General features: G+C 69.0%; 14 protein-coding genes. All 14 read right to left on the reverse strand.

Annotated elements, in window-relative coordinates; genetic code table 11:
- Positions 1-91 precede the first annotated feature (91 nt).
- A complete protein-coding gene (locus tag IT361_16220) occupies positions 92-1360 on the reverse strand; it encodes a M23 family metallopeptidase (GenBank protein ID MCC6319220.1) in 1269 nt (422 codons plus the stop codon).
- Positions 1360-2586, reverse strand: coding sequence for a cell division protein FtsZ (ftsZ, locus tag IT361_16225; GenBank protein ID MCC6319221.1), 1227 nt, complete (start codon positions 2584-2586; stop codon positions 1360-1362). The genes IT361_16220 and ftsZ overlap by 1 nt, the downstream gene beginning before the upstream one ends.
- Positions 2587-2864: 278 nt before the next feature.
- Positions 2865-4124 carry a cell division protein FtsA gene (gene ftsA / locus IT361_16230; protein ID MCC6319222.1) on the reverse strand — a complete coding sequence of 420 codons (1260 nt, stop codon included), beginning with the start codon at positions 4122-4124 and terminating at the stop codon, positions 2865-2867.
- A complete protein-coding gene (locus tag IT361_16235; protein ID MCC6319223.1) occupies positions 4121-4843 on the reverse strand; it encodes an FtsQ-type POTRA domain-containing protein in 723 nt (240 codons plus the stop codon). The genes ftsA and IT361_16235 overlap by 4 nt, the downstream gene beginning before the upstream one ends.
- Complete coding sequence (locus IT361_16240; GenBank protein ID MCC6319224.1) at positions 4840-6228, reverse strand: UDP-N-acetylmuramate--L-alanine ligase; 1389 nt, start codon at positions 6226-6228, stop codon at positions 4840-4842. The genes IT361_16235 and IT361_16240 overlap by 4 nt, the downstream gene beginning before the upstream one ends.
- A 29-nt stretch (positions 6229-6257) precedes the next feature.
- Entirely contained in the window at positions 6258-7355 is a 1098-nt protein-coding gene (locus tag IT361_16245) for a UDP-N-acetylglucosamine--N-acetylmuramyl-(pentapeptide) pyrophosphoryl-undecaprenol N-acetylglucosamine transferase (protein MCC6319225.1), read from the reverse strand.
- Positions 7356-8516 carry a cell division protein FtsW gene (locus IT361_16250; protein MCC6319226.1) on the reverse strand — a complete coding sequence of 387 codons (1161 nt, stop codon included), beginning with the start codon at positions 8514-8516 and terminating at the stop codon, positions 7356-7358. It lies immediately after the preceding gene.
- The gene (murD, locus tag IT361_16255; GenBank protein ID MCC6319227.1) at positions 8513-9883 is read right to left on the reverse strand and encodes a UDP-N-acetylmuramoyl-L-alanine--D-glutamate ligase; all 1371 of its coding nucleotides are present in this window, start codon (positions 9881-9883) and stop codon (positions 8513-8515) included. The genes IT361_16250 and murD overlap by 4 nt, the downstream gene beginning before the upstream one ends.
- A 5-nt stretch (positions 9884-9888) precedes the next feature.
- Positions 9889-11034 carry a phospho-N-acetylmuramoyl-pentapeptide-transferase gene (locus IT361_16260; GenBank protein MCC6319228.1) on the reverse strand — a complete coding sequence of 382 codons (1146 nt, stop codon included), beginning with the start codon at positions 11032-11034 and terminating at the stop codon, positions 9889-9891.
- Between the two features lie 24 nt (positions 11035-11058).
- The gene (locus IT361_16265; GenBank protein ID MCC6319229.1) at positions 11059-12441 is read right to left on the reverse strand and encodes a UDP-N-acetylmuramoyl-tripeptide--D-alanyl-D-alanine ligase; all 1383 of its coding nucleotides are present in this window, start codon (positions 12439-12441) and stop codon (positions 11059-11061) included.
- Positions 12438-13913 carry a UDP-N-acetylmuramoyl-L-alanyl-D-glutamate--2,6-diaminopimelate ligase gene (locus tag IT361_16270; GenBank protein ID MCC6319230.1) on the reverse strand — a complete coding sequence of 492 codons (1476 nt, stop codon included), beginning with the start codon at positions 13911-13913 and terminating at the stop codon, positions 12438-12440. The genes IT361_16265 and IT361_16270 overlap by 4 nt, the downstream gene beginning before the upstream one ends.
- Positions 13910-15940: a hypothetical protein gene (locus IT361_16275; protein ID MCC6319231.1), complete on the reverse strand. Its 2031-nt coding sequence runs from the start codon at positions 15938-15940 to the stop codon at positions 13910-13912. Before IT361_16275 ends, IT361_16270 begins: the two co-directional genes overlap by 4 nt.
- Complete coding sequence (locus IT361_16280; protein ID MCC6319232.1) at positions 15927-16238, reverse strand: hypothetical protein; 312 nt, start codon at positions 16236-16238, stop codon at positions 15927-15929. Before IT361_16280 ends, IT361_16275 begins: the two co-directional genes overlap by 14 nt.
- Positions 16220-17146: a 16S rRNA (cytosine(1402)-N(4))-methyltransferase RsmH gene (gene rsmH, locus IT361_16285; GenBank protein ID MCC6319233.1), complete on the reverse strand. Its 927-nt coding sequence runs from the start codon at positions 17144-17146 to the stop codon at positions 16220-16222. Before rsmH ends, IT361_16280 begins: the two co-directional genes overlap by 19 nt.
- Positions 17147-17269 lie beyond the last annotated feature (123 nt).

The following is a 17269-nucleotide window of genomic DNA, read 5'->3' on the forward strand; positions in this document are numbered from 1 at the left end:
AGGGGCGAAGCGCAGGAGCAGCGGCCGGCATGACGTCGAGCGCCCACAAGTTCAGCACCGGGCCACCGTTCCGGGAGTCCCGAATGTCAGGTCAGTCGTGATCCCGCACCGTGTCCGATGGCGAGGAGGCGCCGTTCGCGTGCTGGTCGAGCCGCGCGAGCGCAATGGTCCGCGCCCGATCAAAGGCCGAGCGTTCTGACGCCTCGAGCGGTGCGCCGGCGGTGGACGACAGCGCGGTCCTCGGGTTCTGCTGGACGCCACGCACCAGGACTTCAAAATGCAGGTGCGGCGCGGTCGCAAGGCCGGTCATACCGACGAAGCCGATGGTCTGGCCGATCCCCACCCGCACGCCGCGCCGGATGCCGGTCGCGAATCCGCGCAGATGACCGTACCGCGTGACGAAGCCGTTGGGGTGGCGCACATCGATCACGTTGCCGAATCCGCTCATGCGTCCCGCCGTGACCACGACGCCGTCGCCGATCGACCGGACAGGGGTACCGGAGGACGCAGCATAGTCGGTGCCGCGATGACGCCGAACCACGCCGAGGATCGGGTGGCGCCGCATGCCGAACACCGAGGAGATCCGACGGAACTCGAGCGGCGCCCGGAGGAACATCGCCTGCATGCTGCGTCCGTCCTCGTCAAAGTATCGTGCTCGGCCTTCACTGCCTGGCAGTCGGATCACGCGCAGTCGCTTTCCCCCCGTGGTGTAGTCCACGGCGAGCACGTTGCCCACGCGCACGACGCCCGTGGTGGTCTGCTGTCGCTCGATGAGGACCAGGAAGGCATCACCCTCCTGCAGGTCGCGGCTCATGTCCAGGCGGTACTCGAAGACGTCGGCAACATCCCACGCGAGTTCGGCGCGCACATCCCGGGGCAGGTTTACGGCCCCTCGATCGAAGGCGTCGTAGAGATTCGCGCCAAGGGTTCCGCCGACGACCAGGGTGTCGGTCGTCCAGGGCAGCGACTCTTCGGCACCGACCCAGCCCGAATCGCTGCGACGCAGGCGCAGCAGGCGGTCGACCGCGAGGTGGAGCACGATCTCCGACGGCACGGAGTCGGCGGACTCGGCGCCCAGTGTGATGCGCATCCCGGCGCGGAGGCGCCGAGGATCGAGGCCGGCGGTGGCCGCGTCCAACGCGTCCTGCGCTTCCTTGCCCGTGAGGCCGAGTCGATCGAGCAGCTCGGTGATGGTCTCCCCGCTGCCTAACGTGTCGACCCGGGTGACCCACGATGGCACCCGACGGCCGGAGAGGACGGTCCCGGCCTTTCGCTCCGGGAGCGGGCGCATGACAGCAATGGCGCCCCAAGCCAGGAGCGCCACCGTGAGAAACGCCAGCACGCGACCCATCGGTCGCATCAATCCATCTGCCTCCGGATGAACGTCGGAATATCGAGATCCTGAATCTGATCCGCGGGGCGCGCTGATGGCGAGGGGGGCGCGTGCGGCGTGGACGAGGCCGGCGGCATGAAGCGTCGGTTCGGATCCGGCGGCGCCGGCTTGGCGATGGCACGCGGCGGAGGCGGAGGCTGGATGGCCGTGCGCCCGGTGTTGATCGGAATCACCGTGCGCGAGTTCCCGCCCACCGCGGGCTGTGCATGCGCCGTGACCCCGGTGTGTCCAAACGCGCGGTCGAACCCGGTGGCGATGACCGTGACGCGAATCTCGCCCTGCATGGCCGGCTCGTGCACGGCGCCAAAGATGATCTCGGCGTCATCGCCCGCGGCGTCATGCACGATCTCGGAGATCTGCGTGACCTCGCCCAGGGTGAGGTCGCCGCCGCCGGTGATGTTGAGCAGCACACCGGACGATCCGGCGATGGAGATGTTGTCGAGCAACGGCGAGGAGATCGCCTGCTGGGCCGCTTCCATCGCCCGGTTTTCGCCCCGACCGATTCCGGTGCCCATCAGCGCGGAGCCGCCGTTCTGCATGACGGTGCGCACGTCGGCGAAGTCGACGTTGACGAGGCCCGTGCGGGAAATGAGCGTCGAGATGCCCTGCGTGGCGTGCAGCAGGACCTCGTCCGCCTTCTTGAGCGCGTCCTGGAACGGGATACCCTTGCCGACGACCGCCAGCAGCCGCTCGTTGGGCACGACGATCATCGTGTCCACGTGCACGCGCATGTCGGTGATGCCCATTTCCGCCTGGCGCATCCGCTTGCGTCCCTCGAAGAGGAACGGCTTGGTGACGATGCCGACCGTGAGCGCCCCGACGTCCTTTGCGAGTTCGCACACGATCGGCGCCGCGCCCGTCCCGGTCCCGCCGCCCATGCCGCAGGTCACGAAGACGAGGTCGGATCCGCTGAGAGCGCGCTGCACCTCGTCGCGATTCTCCTCGATCGCCTGCCGGCCGATCTCGGGGCGCGCCCCGGCGCCGAGCCCCCGCGTCAGCTTCTTGCCGATCTGGATCTTCACGTCCGACTTCGACGACAGGAGCGTCTGCGCATCGGTGTTGATCGAAATGAACTCGACTCCTTCGAGTCGCTCATCGATCATGCGATTGACGGCGTTCCCACCACCGCCGCCGACGCCGACGACCTTCATCCTGGCGTTCTGGCTCGCGTTCTCCTCGAATTCGAAAATCATTGCGCGCGGCACTCCCCTGTCAGCGGGAAACGGGCTTGCATGGACGTGAGGTCGAACGGTGGATCGCGCGTGACGCACCGCACGAACCGTGCGCCCGAGCTCGCGATCGCGCCAGAATATAATGCGAAGCCCGACAGAAGAAACGTGTGACTGAAGACAAGCGCTCGACGCAAGCGGGCAAGCATGCAAGAGCGGCGCCCTCGTTCGTGAGAGCGCCGCTTCTCCACATCGCACGCTGCGAATATCAGGTTTTTGACGTGCCTAACGACCACGCACGCTCAAAAGAAGTCCTGCAACCACGTCTTCACCCGCTGGGCCAGCTTGTCCACATTGGGGGCCGCCAGCGCCACGCGACGCCCGCCCACCGTCGCGCTCCCCAGCGCCAGGCGGTTCGCCGCGTACAGCGTCAGGCCCACCGCCGTCGAGTACCGCGGCGCCTCCACCGCGTCCGCAAGGCCACTCAACTGTTCCGATGGAACGCCCACGCGCACACCCGTGCCGAACACCTCGGCCGCCAGCTCCCCCACGCCGGGGTGCGCCGCGACGCCACCCGTCAGCACGATTCCCGCGCTCAGCCGACCGGCAAATCCCGCCGTATCGATCTCGCGAATGACGTGATCGAAGATCTCGTCCACTCGTTGATGGATGATGTGCGCCAGCAGCTCCCGCGGCACCTGCCGCTCGCCCTGCGCCGCCGTCCCCGGCAACGAAATCACTTCCGACGGGTCGACGAGCGGCTCGTACGCGCAGCCGTAGCGCTCCTTGATTCGCTCGGCGTCCACCTGGGTGAGACCCAACCCGTGCACGATGTCGTTGGTGACGTTGTTCCCCCCCAGGGCAATGGTACCCAGGTGGCGGATCTTTGCCTCGTGGAACACCGCCACGTCCGTGGTCCCGGCGCCCATCTCGATCACGGCCACACCGAGTTCGCGTTCGTCGTCGGTGAGAACGGCCAGTGAGCTCGCCAGAGGCTTCACCACGAACTCCGCCACATGGTAGCCGGCTCGCTCGACGGCCTTGCGGAGGTTGCTGGCCGGCGACTGACCGATCGACACGAGGTACATCTCCGTCTCGAGCCGGGTCCCCAGCATGCCGACCGGGTCACGAACGCCTTCGTGCTTGTCGACCGTGTACTCCTGCGGAATGGCGTGCAGCAACTCACGGTCCGGAGGGATCGATTGCGCGCGCGCCACCGCGTTGGCGCGATCCACGTCGGCCTTGCCGATTTCATCGCCGGACACGGCGACGATGCCCTTGGAGGTCATCGCCTGCACGTGTTCGCCGGTGATCCCGACGTAACACGCCTCGACCTTCGCGCCCGCCATTTGCTCGGCGTCCGTCATGGCCTTGCGAATCGACTGCGTGGTCTCCTCGATGTCGGACACGACGCCGCGTCGCAGCCCGGTCGTCCGCGCCTGACCGAGGCCAAGCACCTTGATGCCGGGACGACGCGGCAGGTCGCCCACGACCTCGCCGATGATCACGGTAGTCTTGGCCGACCCGATGTCGAGTCCGGCGACGAGTCGTTCGGCGTTCATGGGAGGCGGACGATGACTTGGTCCTTGAAGCGAAGATCCAGCTCGGCGGGCACAATGCGCTGGCGCGCCAGGTCGCGCCGAACGGAAGATAGCTCGTCGAAGCGTTCGACGACGAGTCCGCGCAACGCCAACACGGGAACGTCCAGCAGCATCACGCGCAACTGGTCTCGACCCACGAACCGAATCTCCGACACCTGCGCGTACATGGAGGGATTGTCGGCCTTGAGATCAGCGAGCAGACGAAAGATCGCCGTGTCCGCGCGCTCGACGATCGGCAGGTCGGTGACCACGCGCGCGGGATCGAGTGGCAGCGCGCGCCCCGACTCCTCATACGCCCGCATGCCTCGCGGCGCCGGGACCAGGGCGATCGGTTCGTTCTCGACGATCTCCATGACCAGTTTGTTCGGGAGCCAGCGACGCAGGGTCGCCGAGCGGACCTGCGGATGTCGTTCGACGCGCGCCTCCAGCGAGTCGAGTGGCATCCAGATCGACGTGAGCGTGTCGACGCGAAGGCGAGCCACCAGCTCGGCCGGCCGCGTGTAGCGCGTCCCGCGTACGTCCACTGACCGGACGCGGAAGAACGCGAGCGATCGCCCCCACCAGGGGATGGTGAGCACCGTGATCAGCAGGAGCGCCATCGCGGCGGCCGCCAGCCGTCGTCCCCACCGCGGCCCCGGGGAAGCCGAGTCCCGGGCGGACTCGGGTGCGTCGCTCGTCATCCGCCGCGTGGCGCGGCGAGCCGCGCCAGCAGTTCGGGTCCGGTCCGCGTGATGTCACCGGCTCCCATCGTCAACACGACGTCGCCCTCGCGGACCTCGCCGACCAGTGCCGCCGCCAGGTCCGCTCGCGCGCCGCGCCAGACGGGCCCACGGCCCCTCTCCATCAGGCGTGAGGCAATCAGATCGGACGTCACGCCGGGGATCGCCCGCTCACGCGCGGGGTAGATGTCGGCCAGGTAGCAGGCATCGGCGATCGCGAGCGCGTCGCCGAACTGCGACGCAAAATCCCGCGTGCGCGAATACAGGTGCGGCTGGAACGCGACGACGACGCGTCGGCCCGGGAACGCGGCACGCGCGGCGTCGAGGGTTGCGGCGACTTCGGTCGGATGGTGTGCGTAGTCATCCACCACGTCCACGCCCGCGGCGCGGCCGAGCCGCTGAAAGCGGCGTTCGACGCCGCTGAAGGCCTCGAGCCCGGCGCGCATCGCCTCGAGCGTCGCGCCTGACGCGAGGCCGGACGCGATCGCCGCAAGTGCGTTGCGCACGTTGTGCAGCCCGGGTACACGCAACACGACGTCGCCCAGACACTCGCCGTCGAAGTACACCGCCACCGCGGTACGGCCGTCGACCAGCGTCGAGGGCACGCCGCGCACCCGCGTGTTGGCCTCGCCCAGTCCGTAGCGCAGTACCTGCGCCCCACCGGTGACGGCGAGGCTCGCGGCGCCCGGATCGTCGTCGCAGAGCACGACCGTATGCGCCGGTCCGGCAAACTGCACAAAGGCGCTCCGGATATCATCGAGATCGCGATAGATGTCGAGGTGATCGGCTTCGACGTTCGTGATCACCGCCACGGTGGGGCGCAAGGCGAGAAAGGAGCGATCGTACTCATCGGCTTCGACGACGAACACCGAGTCACCACCGAGGCGCAGGTTGCCGCCCCACGCGCCCACACGACCTCCCACGATGCCCGTGGGTGCAAGGCCCGCGGCGGCGAGCGCTTCGGTGGTCATGACGGTGGTGGTCGTCTTGCCGTGCGTGCCGGCGATGGCCACCACCCGACCTGCGTTCACGACCTCGCCCAGGGCCTCGGCGCGCCGGATGACGGGGACGTTGGCCGCGCGCGCCGCGTCCAGCTCGGGATGCGATCGAGGCACGGCGGAGGTCACCACCACCGCGCGCGCGCCCGCCACATGCCGCGGATCGTGTCCGGTCTCGATCGCAACGCCGAGCGCCGCAAGGTCCGTCGCGCCCGCCGCCTGACTGTCACACCCGCTCACGCGCACGCCGCGCCGAACGAACAACTCGGCGAGCGCGCTCATGCCGGCGCCAGCGATCCCCATGAAGTGCACAGGGCGTGGATCTGAGGGATCGAGAAGGCTCGTCACCGTGGGCAATCTACGTGCGGTGTCATGGATCAGACGCGGCTCCGCAGCAACACGTCGAGGCGCGTGGCAATCACGTGCGCGGCGTCGGGCCGCGCACGGCGCAGCGCGCCCTCGGTGAGCTCGCGGCGGCGTGCGGGGTTGGAACTCAGGCTCTGCACGAAGGCATTGAGGGCGGCCGGCGTGGCCTCCCTTTCCGAAATCCACGCGGCGGCCCCGGCGTCGCCGAGCGCGCGAGCGTTGGCCGTCTGGTGATCGGCCGCCGCCGTCGGTAACGGGACCAGGTACATGGGGATGCCCCACGCGCACAACTCGGCGGTGATCGAGCCGGCGCGCGACACGGCCACGTCGGCGGCCGCGTATGCCTCCGCGATCGGGGCGAGATACGGCCGCACGCGTACCGTCGACGATTCGCGGCCCGCATGGCCTGTGTAGTGTGCCTTGCCCGTTCCCCAGATCACGCCGACTCCTGGCGGCAGCCCACCGGCGATCCAGGCGTCAACGAGCGCATTGAGGGCAGCCGACCCCTGTGAGCCACCGACCACCAGCGCGACGGTCGTCACCGTCGCATCGAAGCCCCACTCGGCACGGGCAGCGCCGCGATCCGGGCGCGGCGCCGGCGGTGGTTCGATCGGGTTGCCCACGTCGATCACGCGTTCGCGTACCTGCCCAGGCAAGCGCCTGGCAACCTCCGGAAAGCTGGCGTAGATCTCGCGGGCCCATCGGGAGAACCAGACGACGGTCTTGCCGGGGAAGGCATTGGATTCCTGCAGCACAAACGGAATGCCGCGCACGCGCGCATACGCCAGCGTCGCGCTCGACGCGTAGCCTCCGGTGGCCACGACCAGGCGCGGACGTTCGCTGGCCGCGAGTCCGGCAACGGTGCGCCAGCCACTCACGAGGCCACGCAGCGTCGCCACATTGCGCCACGGCGCCGCGCGGTAGAGCGGATACAGGTCGAGCAACGTGTGCGGGAATCCGGTCGACGGGAGGACATCCCGCTCCAGTCCGCGCCGGGCCCCAATGAAGTGCGGCTCCACGTCCGGCCGGACCTGCACGAGCGCGCGTGCGATCGCCAGCGCCGGATACAGGTGTCCGCCCGTTCCGCCTCCGGTAAAGAAGACCCGCACTCAGCTCGCGCCGGCCGAAGGGTCCGTGGCCGCCGCGCCGTAGATGCGCTCGCGGGCGCTGCCGATGTTCACCAGGATGCCGGTCACCAGAAAGGTCAGCACCAGGTTCGAGCGGCCATTCGAGAAGAAGGGCAGCGTGAGGCCGGTGTTGGGCAACAGGTCGATGACCACGCCGAGGTGGACATAGGCCGTGATCGCGACCATGCACGTGAGGCCGAGGGCAACGAGTCGGAGGAACGGCGTTCGCGCCTGGCGCGCGATGCGGAAGCCAAGCCACGTGTACAACCCGAACGCGAGAATCACCAGCGTGAACCCGATGAACCCCCATTCTTCACCAATGGTCGACGCAATGAAGTCGTCCATGCCCATCGGGACCCAACCGTACTGTTGCCGCCCGCTGCCAAATCCGGTCCCCATGAAGCCACCCGAGCCGACCGCAATCAGCGACTGATACTGCTGGTCGGTGAGCTGCTGCGGCGCCTTGTCGGACCCGATGAAGGACCAGATTCGTGCCAGCGCGTAGTGGCGCTTCTGCAGCTCGTGCCAAAGGATCGGGGCCGCGAGCACACCGACGGCGATGAAGTGCCCGATGCGCACGTTGGCCGCGAACAGAACGATGCCCATGAGCAGCACGAACATCATCCCCATCGACAGGTCGGGCTGCACGAATGCGACGGCCGCCAGCACGCCGACCACACCGAGGAAGGCGGGCAGGCCCTTCGACAACCGGCGCATACGCTGCTCTCCCTTGCGAAGCACCAGCATCGCGGTCCAGACGACCACCGCGATCTTGGCGAACTCCGCCGGCTGCACGGAGCCGTTGAGCAGGAAGCGGCGCGAACCGAGAATCTGGCGGCCCACGCCGGGAATCAGGGTCGCGATCATGAGCACGATCGCCGTGATCATCATGGGCCACGCCCACTTCTCGAAGCGCTGCGCATCGACCTTGGCGGCAATCGCGAAGACGACGACGCCCGCCAGCACGCCGGTCAGCTGCTGGAAGAAGTAGGTGGTGGCCGGAAGCCCCTTCTGCAGGGCAACGAGCGCGCTCGCGCTGAACAGCGTGGCGAGGCCCAGGGCGGTGAGGATCGCGGTGACGAGCACGAGGGCGCGAGCTTCCGCGCTCATCGCCCAGCGGTCACGATGGGACGTGCCGCTCATGGCCGGCCCAACTCCGCCGCCTGCGCAAAGGCGCGGCCCCGCTCTTCGTAGTTGTTGAACATGTCGTAGGACGAGCAGGCGGGAGACAGCAGGATGGCGTCTCCCCGGTGCGCCAGTTGGTGCGCCCGGCGCGTGACGGCATGAAAATCCCCCGTGACCTGTTCCACCGGGGCGTTGCCCTGCAGGTCCCGCAGGATCAGCGGCGCAGCTTCACCATAGGCAATGACGTGGCGACAGTGCCTGGCGATGCCAGCGAGGAGTGCGGTGTACGGCTCGCCCTTGTGGCGGCCACCGAGCAGCAGCACGGTGGGGCGCGTCATGCTCTCCAGGGCGACCAGCGCGCTCGCCACGTTGGTGGCCTTGGAGTCGTTGATCCATTGCACACCGTCGAACTCGCCCACCGGCGCCAGGCGATGCGGCATCGGCTGGAACGAGGAGAGCCCCGCCGCGAGCTTCGCGCGCGCCCCGATGGAGCCGTGTGTGTCGGACGCCGCGATCACCGCGAGCGCGGCGGCGAGGGCGTTGGCCACGTTGTGGACGCCGAGCAGGTGCAGATCCCGCCTGGCTAACAGCGGCTCATCGGCCACGATCAGCTCGTCATGCCGACGATCGAGGAACGCGTCGCCGAGTCGACCCGCGGCGCTGAACCGCAGCACGGTGCCGGGCACGCCATCGATCATCGCGAGCGAGGCGGGATCATCGGCGTTGATGACCCAACGCGATCCGCGTCCGCCGTTGCGAAACAGGAGCGCCTTGTCTGCATAATACGCCTCGAGCGAGGCGTATCGGTCGAGATGATCCGGTGCAAGGTTCGTGAGCACACCGACCACCGGCGCCAGCGCCGGTGTGTCGTGCAGCTGGAACGACGACATCTCGAGCGCGATCCAGGCTGGCTGCACCTCGCGGATCGCGACGTCGCAGAGCGCCAGCCCGATGTTGCCCGCAGCCTCGGCGTCTTCCCCAATCGCGCGCAACAAGTGCGCGATGAGCGCGGTCACGGTCGTCTTGCCGTTGGTCCCCGTCACCGCGATGATGCGCGTATTCGGCAGCGCCGAGAGGCCGACCTCCACCTCACTCACGACCTCCACGCCGGCATCGCGCGCGCGCACGAGCGGCGGCGCATCGGGAGGGACGCCCGGACTCGCCACGACGACGCGGGCCCCCGCGATGCGATCAAGATCGTGGCGTCCCGTGTCAGCCTCGGCGCCGGCCGCGCGCACCTGGGCCGCGCGCTCGCGAGTCGACGGCGCATCGGCCGCATCGGACGCGTAGACCTTCGCCCCGTGGCGCGCGAGCAGCAGCGACGCGGCTGCGCCGCTCTTGCCGAGTCCCACCACCGCAACCTCGCCCAGGGTCCAGTCGCGCATCGGCGTCACCGCAGCTTGAGCGTGGCCAGCGCGACGAAGGCGCAGAAGATCCCGAGGATCCAGAACCGCACCACGACCTGTGACTCCTTCCAGCCCTTGAGTTCGAAATGATGGTGGACCGGCGCACGCAGAAAGACCCGGTTCGCCTTCGCGTACTCGACGCCAAACCGGGCCTTGCGGTACTTGAACATGGTCCGCTGGAGGATCACCGACACGGTCTCCATCGCGAACACACCGCCCACGAACAGCAGGAGAAACTCGCTCTTCAGCAGCACGGCGATCGCGCCCAGCGCGCCGCCGAGCGCGAGCGAGCCGGTGTCTCCCATGAAGACCTGGGCCGGATACGTGTTGTACCACAGGAACCCGATACACGCACCGACCATCGACAGGCAGAAGATGGTCAGTTCGCCGGACCCGCGCAGGTAGAATAGTTGCAGGTAGGCGCTCGCGTCGATGCGACCCATCACGTAGGCGAAGAAGGCGAACGTGGTGATCGCAATCGCGCAGAGCCCCGCGGCCAGGCCGTCGAGGCCGTCAGTGAGGTTCACCGAGTTGGAAACGCCGGTGATGATGAACGTCACCCACGGCACGTAGATCCATCCGAGGCCCACGGTGAGCGGCACCAGCAGCACGTTCTTGAGGAACGGGATCGTGGTGGACGCGCCGGGGAGGTCGGACACGGGCCAGAGCCAGAGGATGAGCGCCAGCAGGAAGCCGATGCCCACCTGCCCGGCGAGCTTGTAGCGCTCCACCAGCCCTTCGTTCTTCTTGCCTTCCCGCTTCTGTTTGAGCTTGAGGTAGTCGTCGAGGAATCCGATGCCGCCCATCCACACGGTGACGAGCAGCGCCAGCGCGACGTAGCGCTGGTTGTCGAACCGCGCCCAGAGCAGCGTGGGGATGACGCCGCAGGCCAGGATGATCAGGCCACCCATGGTCGGCGTGTCACCCTTGGCCTGGTGCGTGTCGGGTGTGCCCTCGCGCACCACCTGCCGCACCCGCAGCGCCTGCAGGCGGCGGATGAGGGGCGGCCCGAACACGAACGTGAGGAGCAGCGCGGTGACCGCCGCCGCCGCCGCTCGCACCGAGATGTAGGTGATGAGCCGCAGGGGCGGAACGTCGTCGAGGAACCGGCTGAGCAGGAAATAGAGCAAGGCGTGATGTGGTCGGCGGTCCAATCAGTGTGCGGCGGCCGGTTCCACCGGCACTCCCGCGCGCTCCTGCAATCTCGGTACGAGTCGTTCCAGGCGCGTGCCCCGCGATCCCTTGAGGAGCACCAGCGCATCGGGTGGCAGTCGCGTGGCGAGCAGCGGCCACGCCGCCTCCGCATCGGTCGCGGAGATGACGCGGGGGTCGCCAGGTGCCACGCGAGCGAACGCGTGCACAAACTCTCCAATGCCAACGATCACCCGGGCGCGTCCGGCGAGGGCGCGACGCGCAATGTCGTCGTGCAGGTCCGGTCCCTGCGGGCCCAGCTCCAGCATGGATCCCAGCACCACCACGCGCGGCCGTTCGGTCGCGATCGCGTCGAGTGTCGCCAGCGCCTCGCGGGCTGACGCAGGGTTCGCGTTGTAGGCATCATTGAGCACGAGGAACGGCCCGATGGTTTCGAGGGCGCTCCGCATCGACGGCGGCCTGAGCGCGGCCATGCCGGCGGCGGCGTCCTCGTCGGCGATGCCGCACGCCCGCGCCACGGCCACGGCAAGCAACGCATTCCGCAGGTTGTGGAGGCCGACGAACGGCACCGACACCCTCACCTCGGCGAGCGTGAACCAGCCGCGCGCCTCGTCGTCGAGCCCCCACGCGGTCGGGCGCACGTCACCCGCGTCGAGCCCCGCCGCGATCACGCGACCGGCCCGCCCACGCGCCGCGTCCACGACCTCGGGCTGCGATGCCGGTGCCACCGCGAGTGGCACGCCGGCAAACACCGCACTCTCCTCGGCAAGCACGCCGGCCAGCGACCCGAGACCCTCGAGGTGCTCCTCCCCGATGCTGGTGACCACCGCCACGTCGGGACCAACGATGGCCTGCAAGGTTGCGACTTCTCCTGGATGATTCGTCCCGATCTCGACCACGGCGACGTCCGCGTGGTCCGGAATGGCGAGCAGCGTCAGCGGAACGCCGATGTGGTTGTTCAGGTTGCCCCGGGTCGCATGCACCGAGAGGCGGCCGCCGAGGGCCCCGGCAATGAGCTCACGGGTGCTGGTCTTGCCATTGCTGCCCGCGACCGCGATCACGGTGCCACCCCACACGCGCCGCCGAAACGACGCGAGTGCTCCGAGCGCTGCGGTGGTATCCCTGACGACGCAGGCGGGCACGCCGTGCCCTGCGACCGACCTCGGGTCGGATACCACGAGCGCCGACGCGCCCCGCGCCACCACGTCGCTCACGAACGCGTGGCCGTCAAAGTGGTCTCCACGGAGGGCAACGAAGACGTCGCCAGGCGCCAGCGTGCGCGAGTCCGTATGCACGCGCGCAAGCGGCGTGCTGCCGCGCGGGATTGCCCCCTGCCGCTCTGACTGCAACGCGGCCGCCAATCGATCCAGGGTCCAGAAGCTCACGCGCGCCTCTCACTGACGAGTTCCTGCACGATCGCCTTCTCGTCGAAGGCGTGCGACGTTGTACCGCGAATCTGATACGTCTCGTGTCCCTTGCCCGCGAGTACCACCAGGTCGTCCGGCCCGGCCTCTTCCAGCGCTCGCGCGATCGCCGCGCGGCGATCCTCGATACGCAGGTGATCTCGCCGCGTCATGCCCGCCTCGATCTCGTCGAGAATGCGCTCGGGGTCTTCGGTCCGGGGATTGTCGCTGGTGAGGATCACGAGATCGGCCTTGCGCTCGGCGATACCGCCCATGATCGGGCGCTTGCCGCGATCGCGATCCCCGCCGCACCCGAAGACCACGATGAGCCGCTGCGGGGCAAACGGGCGGACGGCATCGAGCGCACGCTCCATGGCATCGGGCTTGTGGGCGTAGTCACGCAGCACCGCGGGGCGTTCGAGCACGCGTTCGAGACGCCCGGGTACCTGCGGCAGGGTGCTCAGGCGTTCGGCAATGCAGGCCAGCGGAATACCGATCGCCCACGCAGCGGCCGCGGCGCCGAGCGCATTGGCCACGTTGAAGTCACCAATCAGCGGGAGCTGTACGGGACGTGTTTCGCCGCCGGCGGTGAGCATCCACGACGATCCGCCCGGCCCGAAGCGCATCTCGCGCGCCGAGACCTCCGGCGCGCCGGCACCGAATCCATAGCGCACCACACGCGGCGCCGCAGGGAGTGCCGACCACGCGTCATCATCCGCGTTCACCACCACGGCCCCACCCGGCGCGACGAGCGAGACCAGGCGCGCCTTCGCGGCGAGGTACGCCTCCATGGTCGCGTGGTAGTCGAGGTGATCGCGCGAAAGGTTGGTGAAGACGGCGGCGGTGAACGCTACCCCGTCAACGCGTCGCTGGTCGAGCGCGTGTGACGAGGCCTCCATCGCCACATCCCGCACGCCGGCGTCGACGAGCGCGCGGAGTACGCGCTGCAGCTCAATGGGGCCCGGCGTTGTGAGTCCCTGCCCACCAGGCCACGGAGTGCCCTCACCGCCGATAAGCACGCCCAGCGTCCCGATCGACGCCGCGCGACCGATCACCCCGTCCAGCAGGTGGCGTAGCATGGACACGGTGGTCGTCTTGCCGCTGGTGCCCGTCACCCCAACGACGCGCAGCCAGCGCGCGGGGAAGCCGTACGCCGCGGCTCCCACCACGGCCGCCGCCTGGCGCGAATCGCGCACGAGCAGCGCGGGCCCGGAGACCCCCGTCGCATCCTCGACGATCGCCAGCCCCATCCCACGCTCGGAGGCATCGCGCAACCAGTGGTGCCCGTCGGCGACGCTGCCACGCACGGCGACAAAGGCCCAGCCGGGGCGGACGGCGCGGCTGTCATCGCTTACGCCAGCGATCTCCACCGGCAGCGTCCCCTGCACACCTACGAGCAGTCCGGCCTCGTGCAGCGCCAGTCGCAGCCCCTCACCGCTGCACAGCGCGCTCATGGCCGGGTGAGCCTGACGAGTGATCCGGCCTTCACCTCCCGTCCTGCCGGCGGCTGGGTCAGACTGCCGCTCCCGGGGACGAGCACGACGGCGAGCCCGGCGCGGTGCAGCACGCGCACGGCCACGCGCGTGGGCAGCCCGTGGACATCGGGCACCTGTACCGGTCGCGACGGTTGGGTGCCGCGCGTGGGCGGTTTTCGCAGGTCGATGGACACCGACGGCACGAGATCGGGCGTCGGAGTCGAGTCGACCAGCGGCACTGCGGGGAGCGCGTCGACCGTGTCCGGCTGCACCGTGTCCCGCGGCACGGAGCCTGATGACTCCACCTCGCCAGGAATCGGGTCGACCTCGCGGCGCTGTGCGGCGAGCTGCGTCCAGTCGAGTGAGGCATCCTGCGCCGCGAGCGCGCCCTCGATCACCGCGCGCGTCAGCGGCGCGGCCACCTTGCCACCGTAGATCGACTCCTCACGTGGATTGTCGATCTTGGCCAGCACCACGTACTGAGGATTCCTCGCCGGGAAGATGCCAACGAACGTGGAGGTGTACATCGCCGCGCCATAGCGTCCGTTGACCGTGCGACGCGCGGTGCCCGACTTGCCGGCCAGGGAGAATGTGGTCACGCTGGCGTCCACCGCCGTGCCGCTGTCCACCACGCTCTCCAGCATCGGCACCACCGACTGCGCCGCCGACGCGGCAAACACGCGGCGCAGCATGCGCGGCTGGTGTTCGTAGACCACACGATCGTCGGCGTCCCGGATCTCCTTCACGAGCGCCGGCTCGACGAGCATGCCGTTGGTCGCCAGAGCGCTGTACGCTGCGGCGAGTTGGAGCGGCGTCACGGACAGTTCGTATCCGATGGCGTGCGAGGCGTGCGACTGCGCCGACCAGAACCGTGGTTCACGCAGTCGACCACCCGATTCCGAGGGATACGGGATGCCGGTCGGCGTGCCGAATCCGAGGTCACGCAGCAGTTCGAAGACCTCGTCATCGGACAAACGCTCCGCAAACCGTGCGATGCCGACGTTCGAAGAAAAACGAATCACGTCGCGCAACGACATCGACCTGGCCTTGTGCACGTCGGTGATCACGCGGCCGTGCACCTCGTATCGGCCGTTGTAGGTGTCGATCACCTCGTCGGCGCCGGCACGTCCGAGTTCGAGGAGTCGTGCTGCAAAGAACGGCTTGAGCGTGGATCCCGGCTCGTACGCCTCGATAAACGCGGTCACGCCGCCGGTCCGACCCCCAGGCCGCTGGCCGGAGAGGCAGCGGATCTCGCCGGTGCGCGGATCGAGGACCACGACGTCTCCGCCATCGGCTCGCAATCGCGCGACGGCATCCTGCAGCGCCTTGTCGCAGATGTTCTGCAGCGTCTGGTTGATCGTGAGTCGGACCGTGTGCCCGCGCGCCGGCGGCTCGTCGAGCATGTCCGGCGACTCGTACCGCGCGCCCCGCAGGCCCTTCACGGCGCGCGTCCGACCCTCCGCGCCCAGCAGCAGGGAGTCGAGGTGCAGTTCGAGCCCCGCCGCTCCGCGTCCGTTGGCACCCACGGCGCCAAGCAGCTGTCGCGTACCCGGCGAGCGCACGTAGACCCGATCCCCGACCGACGTGACATGCACGCCGTTCATTCGGACGAGCGACGCCACGCGCGACGGCAGGAAGCGATCGCGCAGTTCAACCCACTTGCGCGTGCGATCCGTGGCGCGCCGGACTTCGGCCGGCGCGATCCCGGCGGCCGCCATCGCCTTCTTCAGCGCGGGCACGTTCCTGACCTCGCCAATCGCCACCGAGAGGCGTACCAGCTCGCGGCTGTAGGCGATCGGGACGCCGTTCGCATCTTCGATGTCGCCGCGCGGCGCCGGGATGGACGCGACGGCGAACTGCTGGCGCACCGCGGCCTGCGCCCACTTCTCATGCTGCCACAGCTGCACGTAGCCGGCGCGCGCAACCAGCGCGATCGCGAACGCGACGAGCACGGCATGCACCACCTGGGAACGCCGCAGCGGGCGCGGCGCTTCAGGATTGTCCACGACGCGTCACCGGCTTGGGCAGTTGAAAGATCCGGCTCGGATCGGGGCGATGCAGGCCGAGACGCCGCTCCACCAGCGGCTGCAGGCGCGCGAGGCTCTTGGCACTCCCCACGTCAGCCACGAGCTTCGCGCGCTCCGACACGAGCGTGGCCCGCTGCCGGTCCAGGCTGTGCAACGCGCGCGCGCGCGTCGCGCCGACCGTGCGGCGAGCCACGACGATGCTCGCCACGACGACGAAGCCGATGAGCACCAGCGCGATGCGCGCCCGCGCGCGCGGCGCTACGCGGCGCTTCGCCATACGCGGAGATGCGCACTTCGCGCGCGGGGATTGGCGGCCACCTCGTCGTCGCGCGCCACGATCGGCTTGCGCTGCACGAGAGCGCCGCGCGCCTGCCCGCCGCACGTGCAAACCGGCTGCCGCGGCGGGCACGTGCAGCGTCGACTCCATGCCTGGAACGCGTGCTTCACGAGCCGATCCTCGCCCGAGTGATAGGCGATGACGGCAAACCGTCCCTCGGGGAGCAGTCGATCGCGCAGGGCTGGGAGCGCCGCGGCGAGGCCGGCGAGTTCGTCGTTGACGGCGATGCGCACGCCCTGAAAGAGTCGCGCGAAATCGGCCGGCCCGGCGCTCGGCCCGAGGACGGCGCGAATGGCACCAACCAGGTCATCACTGATGGCAAACGGGGTTCGCTCACGTCGGCGCTCGATCTCACCCGCCAGTCGTGACGCCCTCGGCTCGTCGGCGTAATCAGCGAACGCGCGTTTGAGTTCGGCCCGGGGAGCTGCATTGAGCCATTCCCCTGCCGTGGCGGTCGAGTCGGCGCCCATGCGCATGTCGAGCGGAGCACCGCGCCGAAAGGTGAAGCCGCGGCCTTCGTCGTCGAGCTGGTGCGACGACACTCCCAGATCGAGCAGGATGCCGTCGAACATCTCGCCGTCCAGGTCGTCCACGAGATCCAGGTCCGCGTAGTTCCCGAGACGGACGCGGAGCTGTCCGCTCTGGATGTAGGGTGCGAGTCGCGTTGAGGCTTCGGAAACTGCGGCGGGATCCCGGTCGATGGCGCTGACCCGGACACCGCGTTCGAGGAGGGCAGCGGCGTGCCCCCCTCCCCCGAGCGTACCATCCAGGACGTGCCGTGCGTTGCCAAGCTGGTCAACGACCTCGCGCGCGAGTACCGGTGCATGATACGCGCTCTGCCAGTTCATGCTGCCGGTGTCAGGACGGGTCATACTAAAGCCGAGGTGTCTGATGCGTCAAGTAATTGTCACGAATGGAGTTATACACACGCCGTGCATGGTCCGCACACACGTCGGGAGGGGGAGCAAGGG

The organism is Gemmatimonadaceae bacterium, assembly GCA_020846935.1.
Classification (GTDB): Bacteria; Gemmatimonadota; Gemmatimonadetes; order Gemmatimonadales; family Gemmatimonadaceae; genus RBC101.

Bases quoted from the DNA above. Each gene is read 5' to 3' on its own strand.
- IT361_16220 (MCC6319220.1), bottom strand. From the start codon at position 1,360: ATGCGACCGATGGGTCGCGTGCTGGCGTTTCTCACGGTGGCGCTCCTG.
- ftsZ (MCC6319221.1), bottom strand. From the start codon at position 2,586: ATGATTTTCGAATTCGAGGAGAACGCGAGCCAGAACGCCAGGATGAAG.
- ftsA (MCC6319222.1), bottom strand. From the start codon at position 4,124: ATGAACGCCGAACGACTCGTCGCCGGACTCGACATCGGGTCGGCCAAG.
- IT361_16235 (MCC6319223.1), bottom strand. From the start codon at position 4,843: ATGACGAGCGACGCACCCGAGTCCGCCCGGGACTCGGCTTCCCCGGGG.
- IT361_16250 (MCC6319226.1), bottom strand. From the start codon at position 8,516: ATGAGCGGCACGTCCCATCGTGACCGCTGGGCGATGAGCGCGGAAGCT.
- murD (MCC6319227.1), bottom strand. From the start codon at position 9,883: ATGCGCGACTGGACCCTGGGCGAGGTTGCGGTGGTGGGACTCGGCAAG.
- IT361_16270 (MCC6319230.1), bottom strand. From the start codon at position 13,913: ATGAGCGCGCTGTGCAGCGGTGAGGGGCTGCGACTGGCGCTGCACGAG.
- IT361_16280 (MCC6319232.1), bottom strand. From the start codon at position 16,238: ATGGCGAAGCGCCGCGTAGCGCCGCGCGCGCGGGCGCGCATCGCGCTG.
- rsmH (MCC6319233.1), bottom strand. From the start codon at position 17,146: ATGAACTGGCAGAGCGCGTATCATGCACCGGTACTCGCGCGCGAGGTC.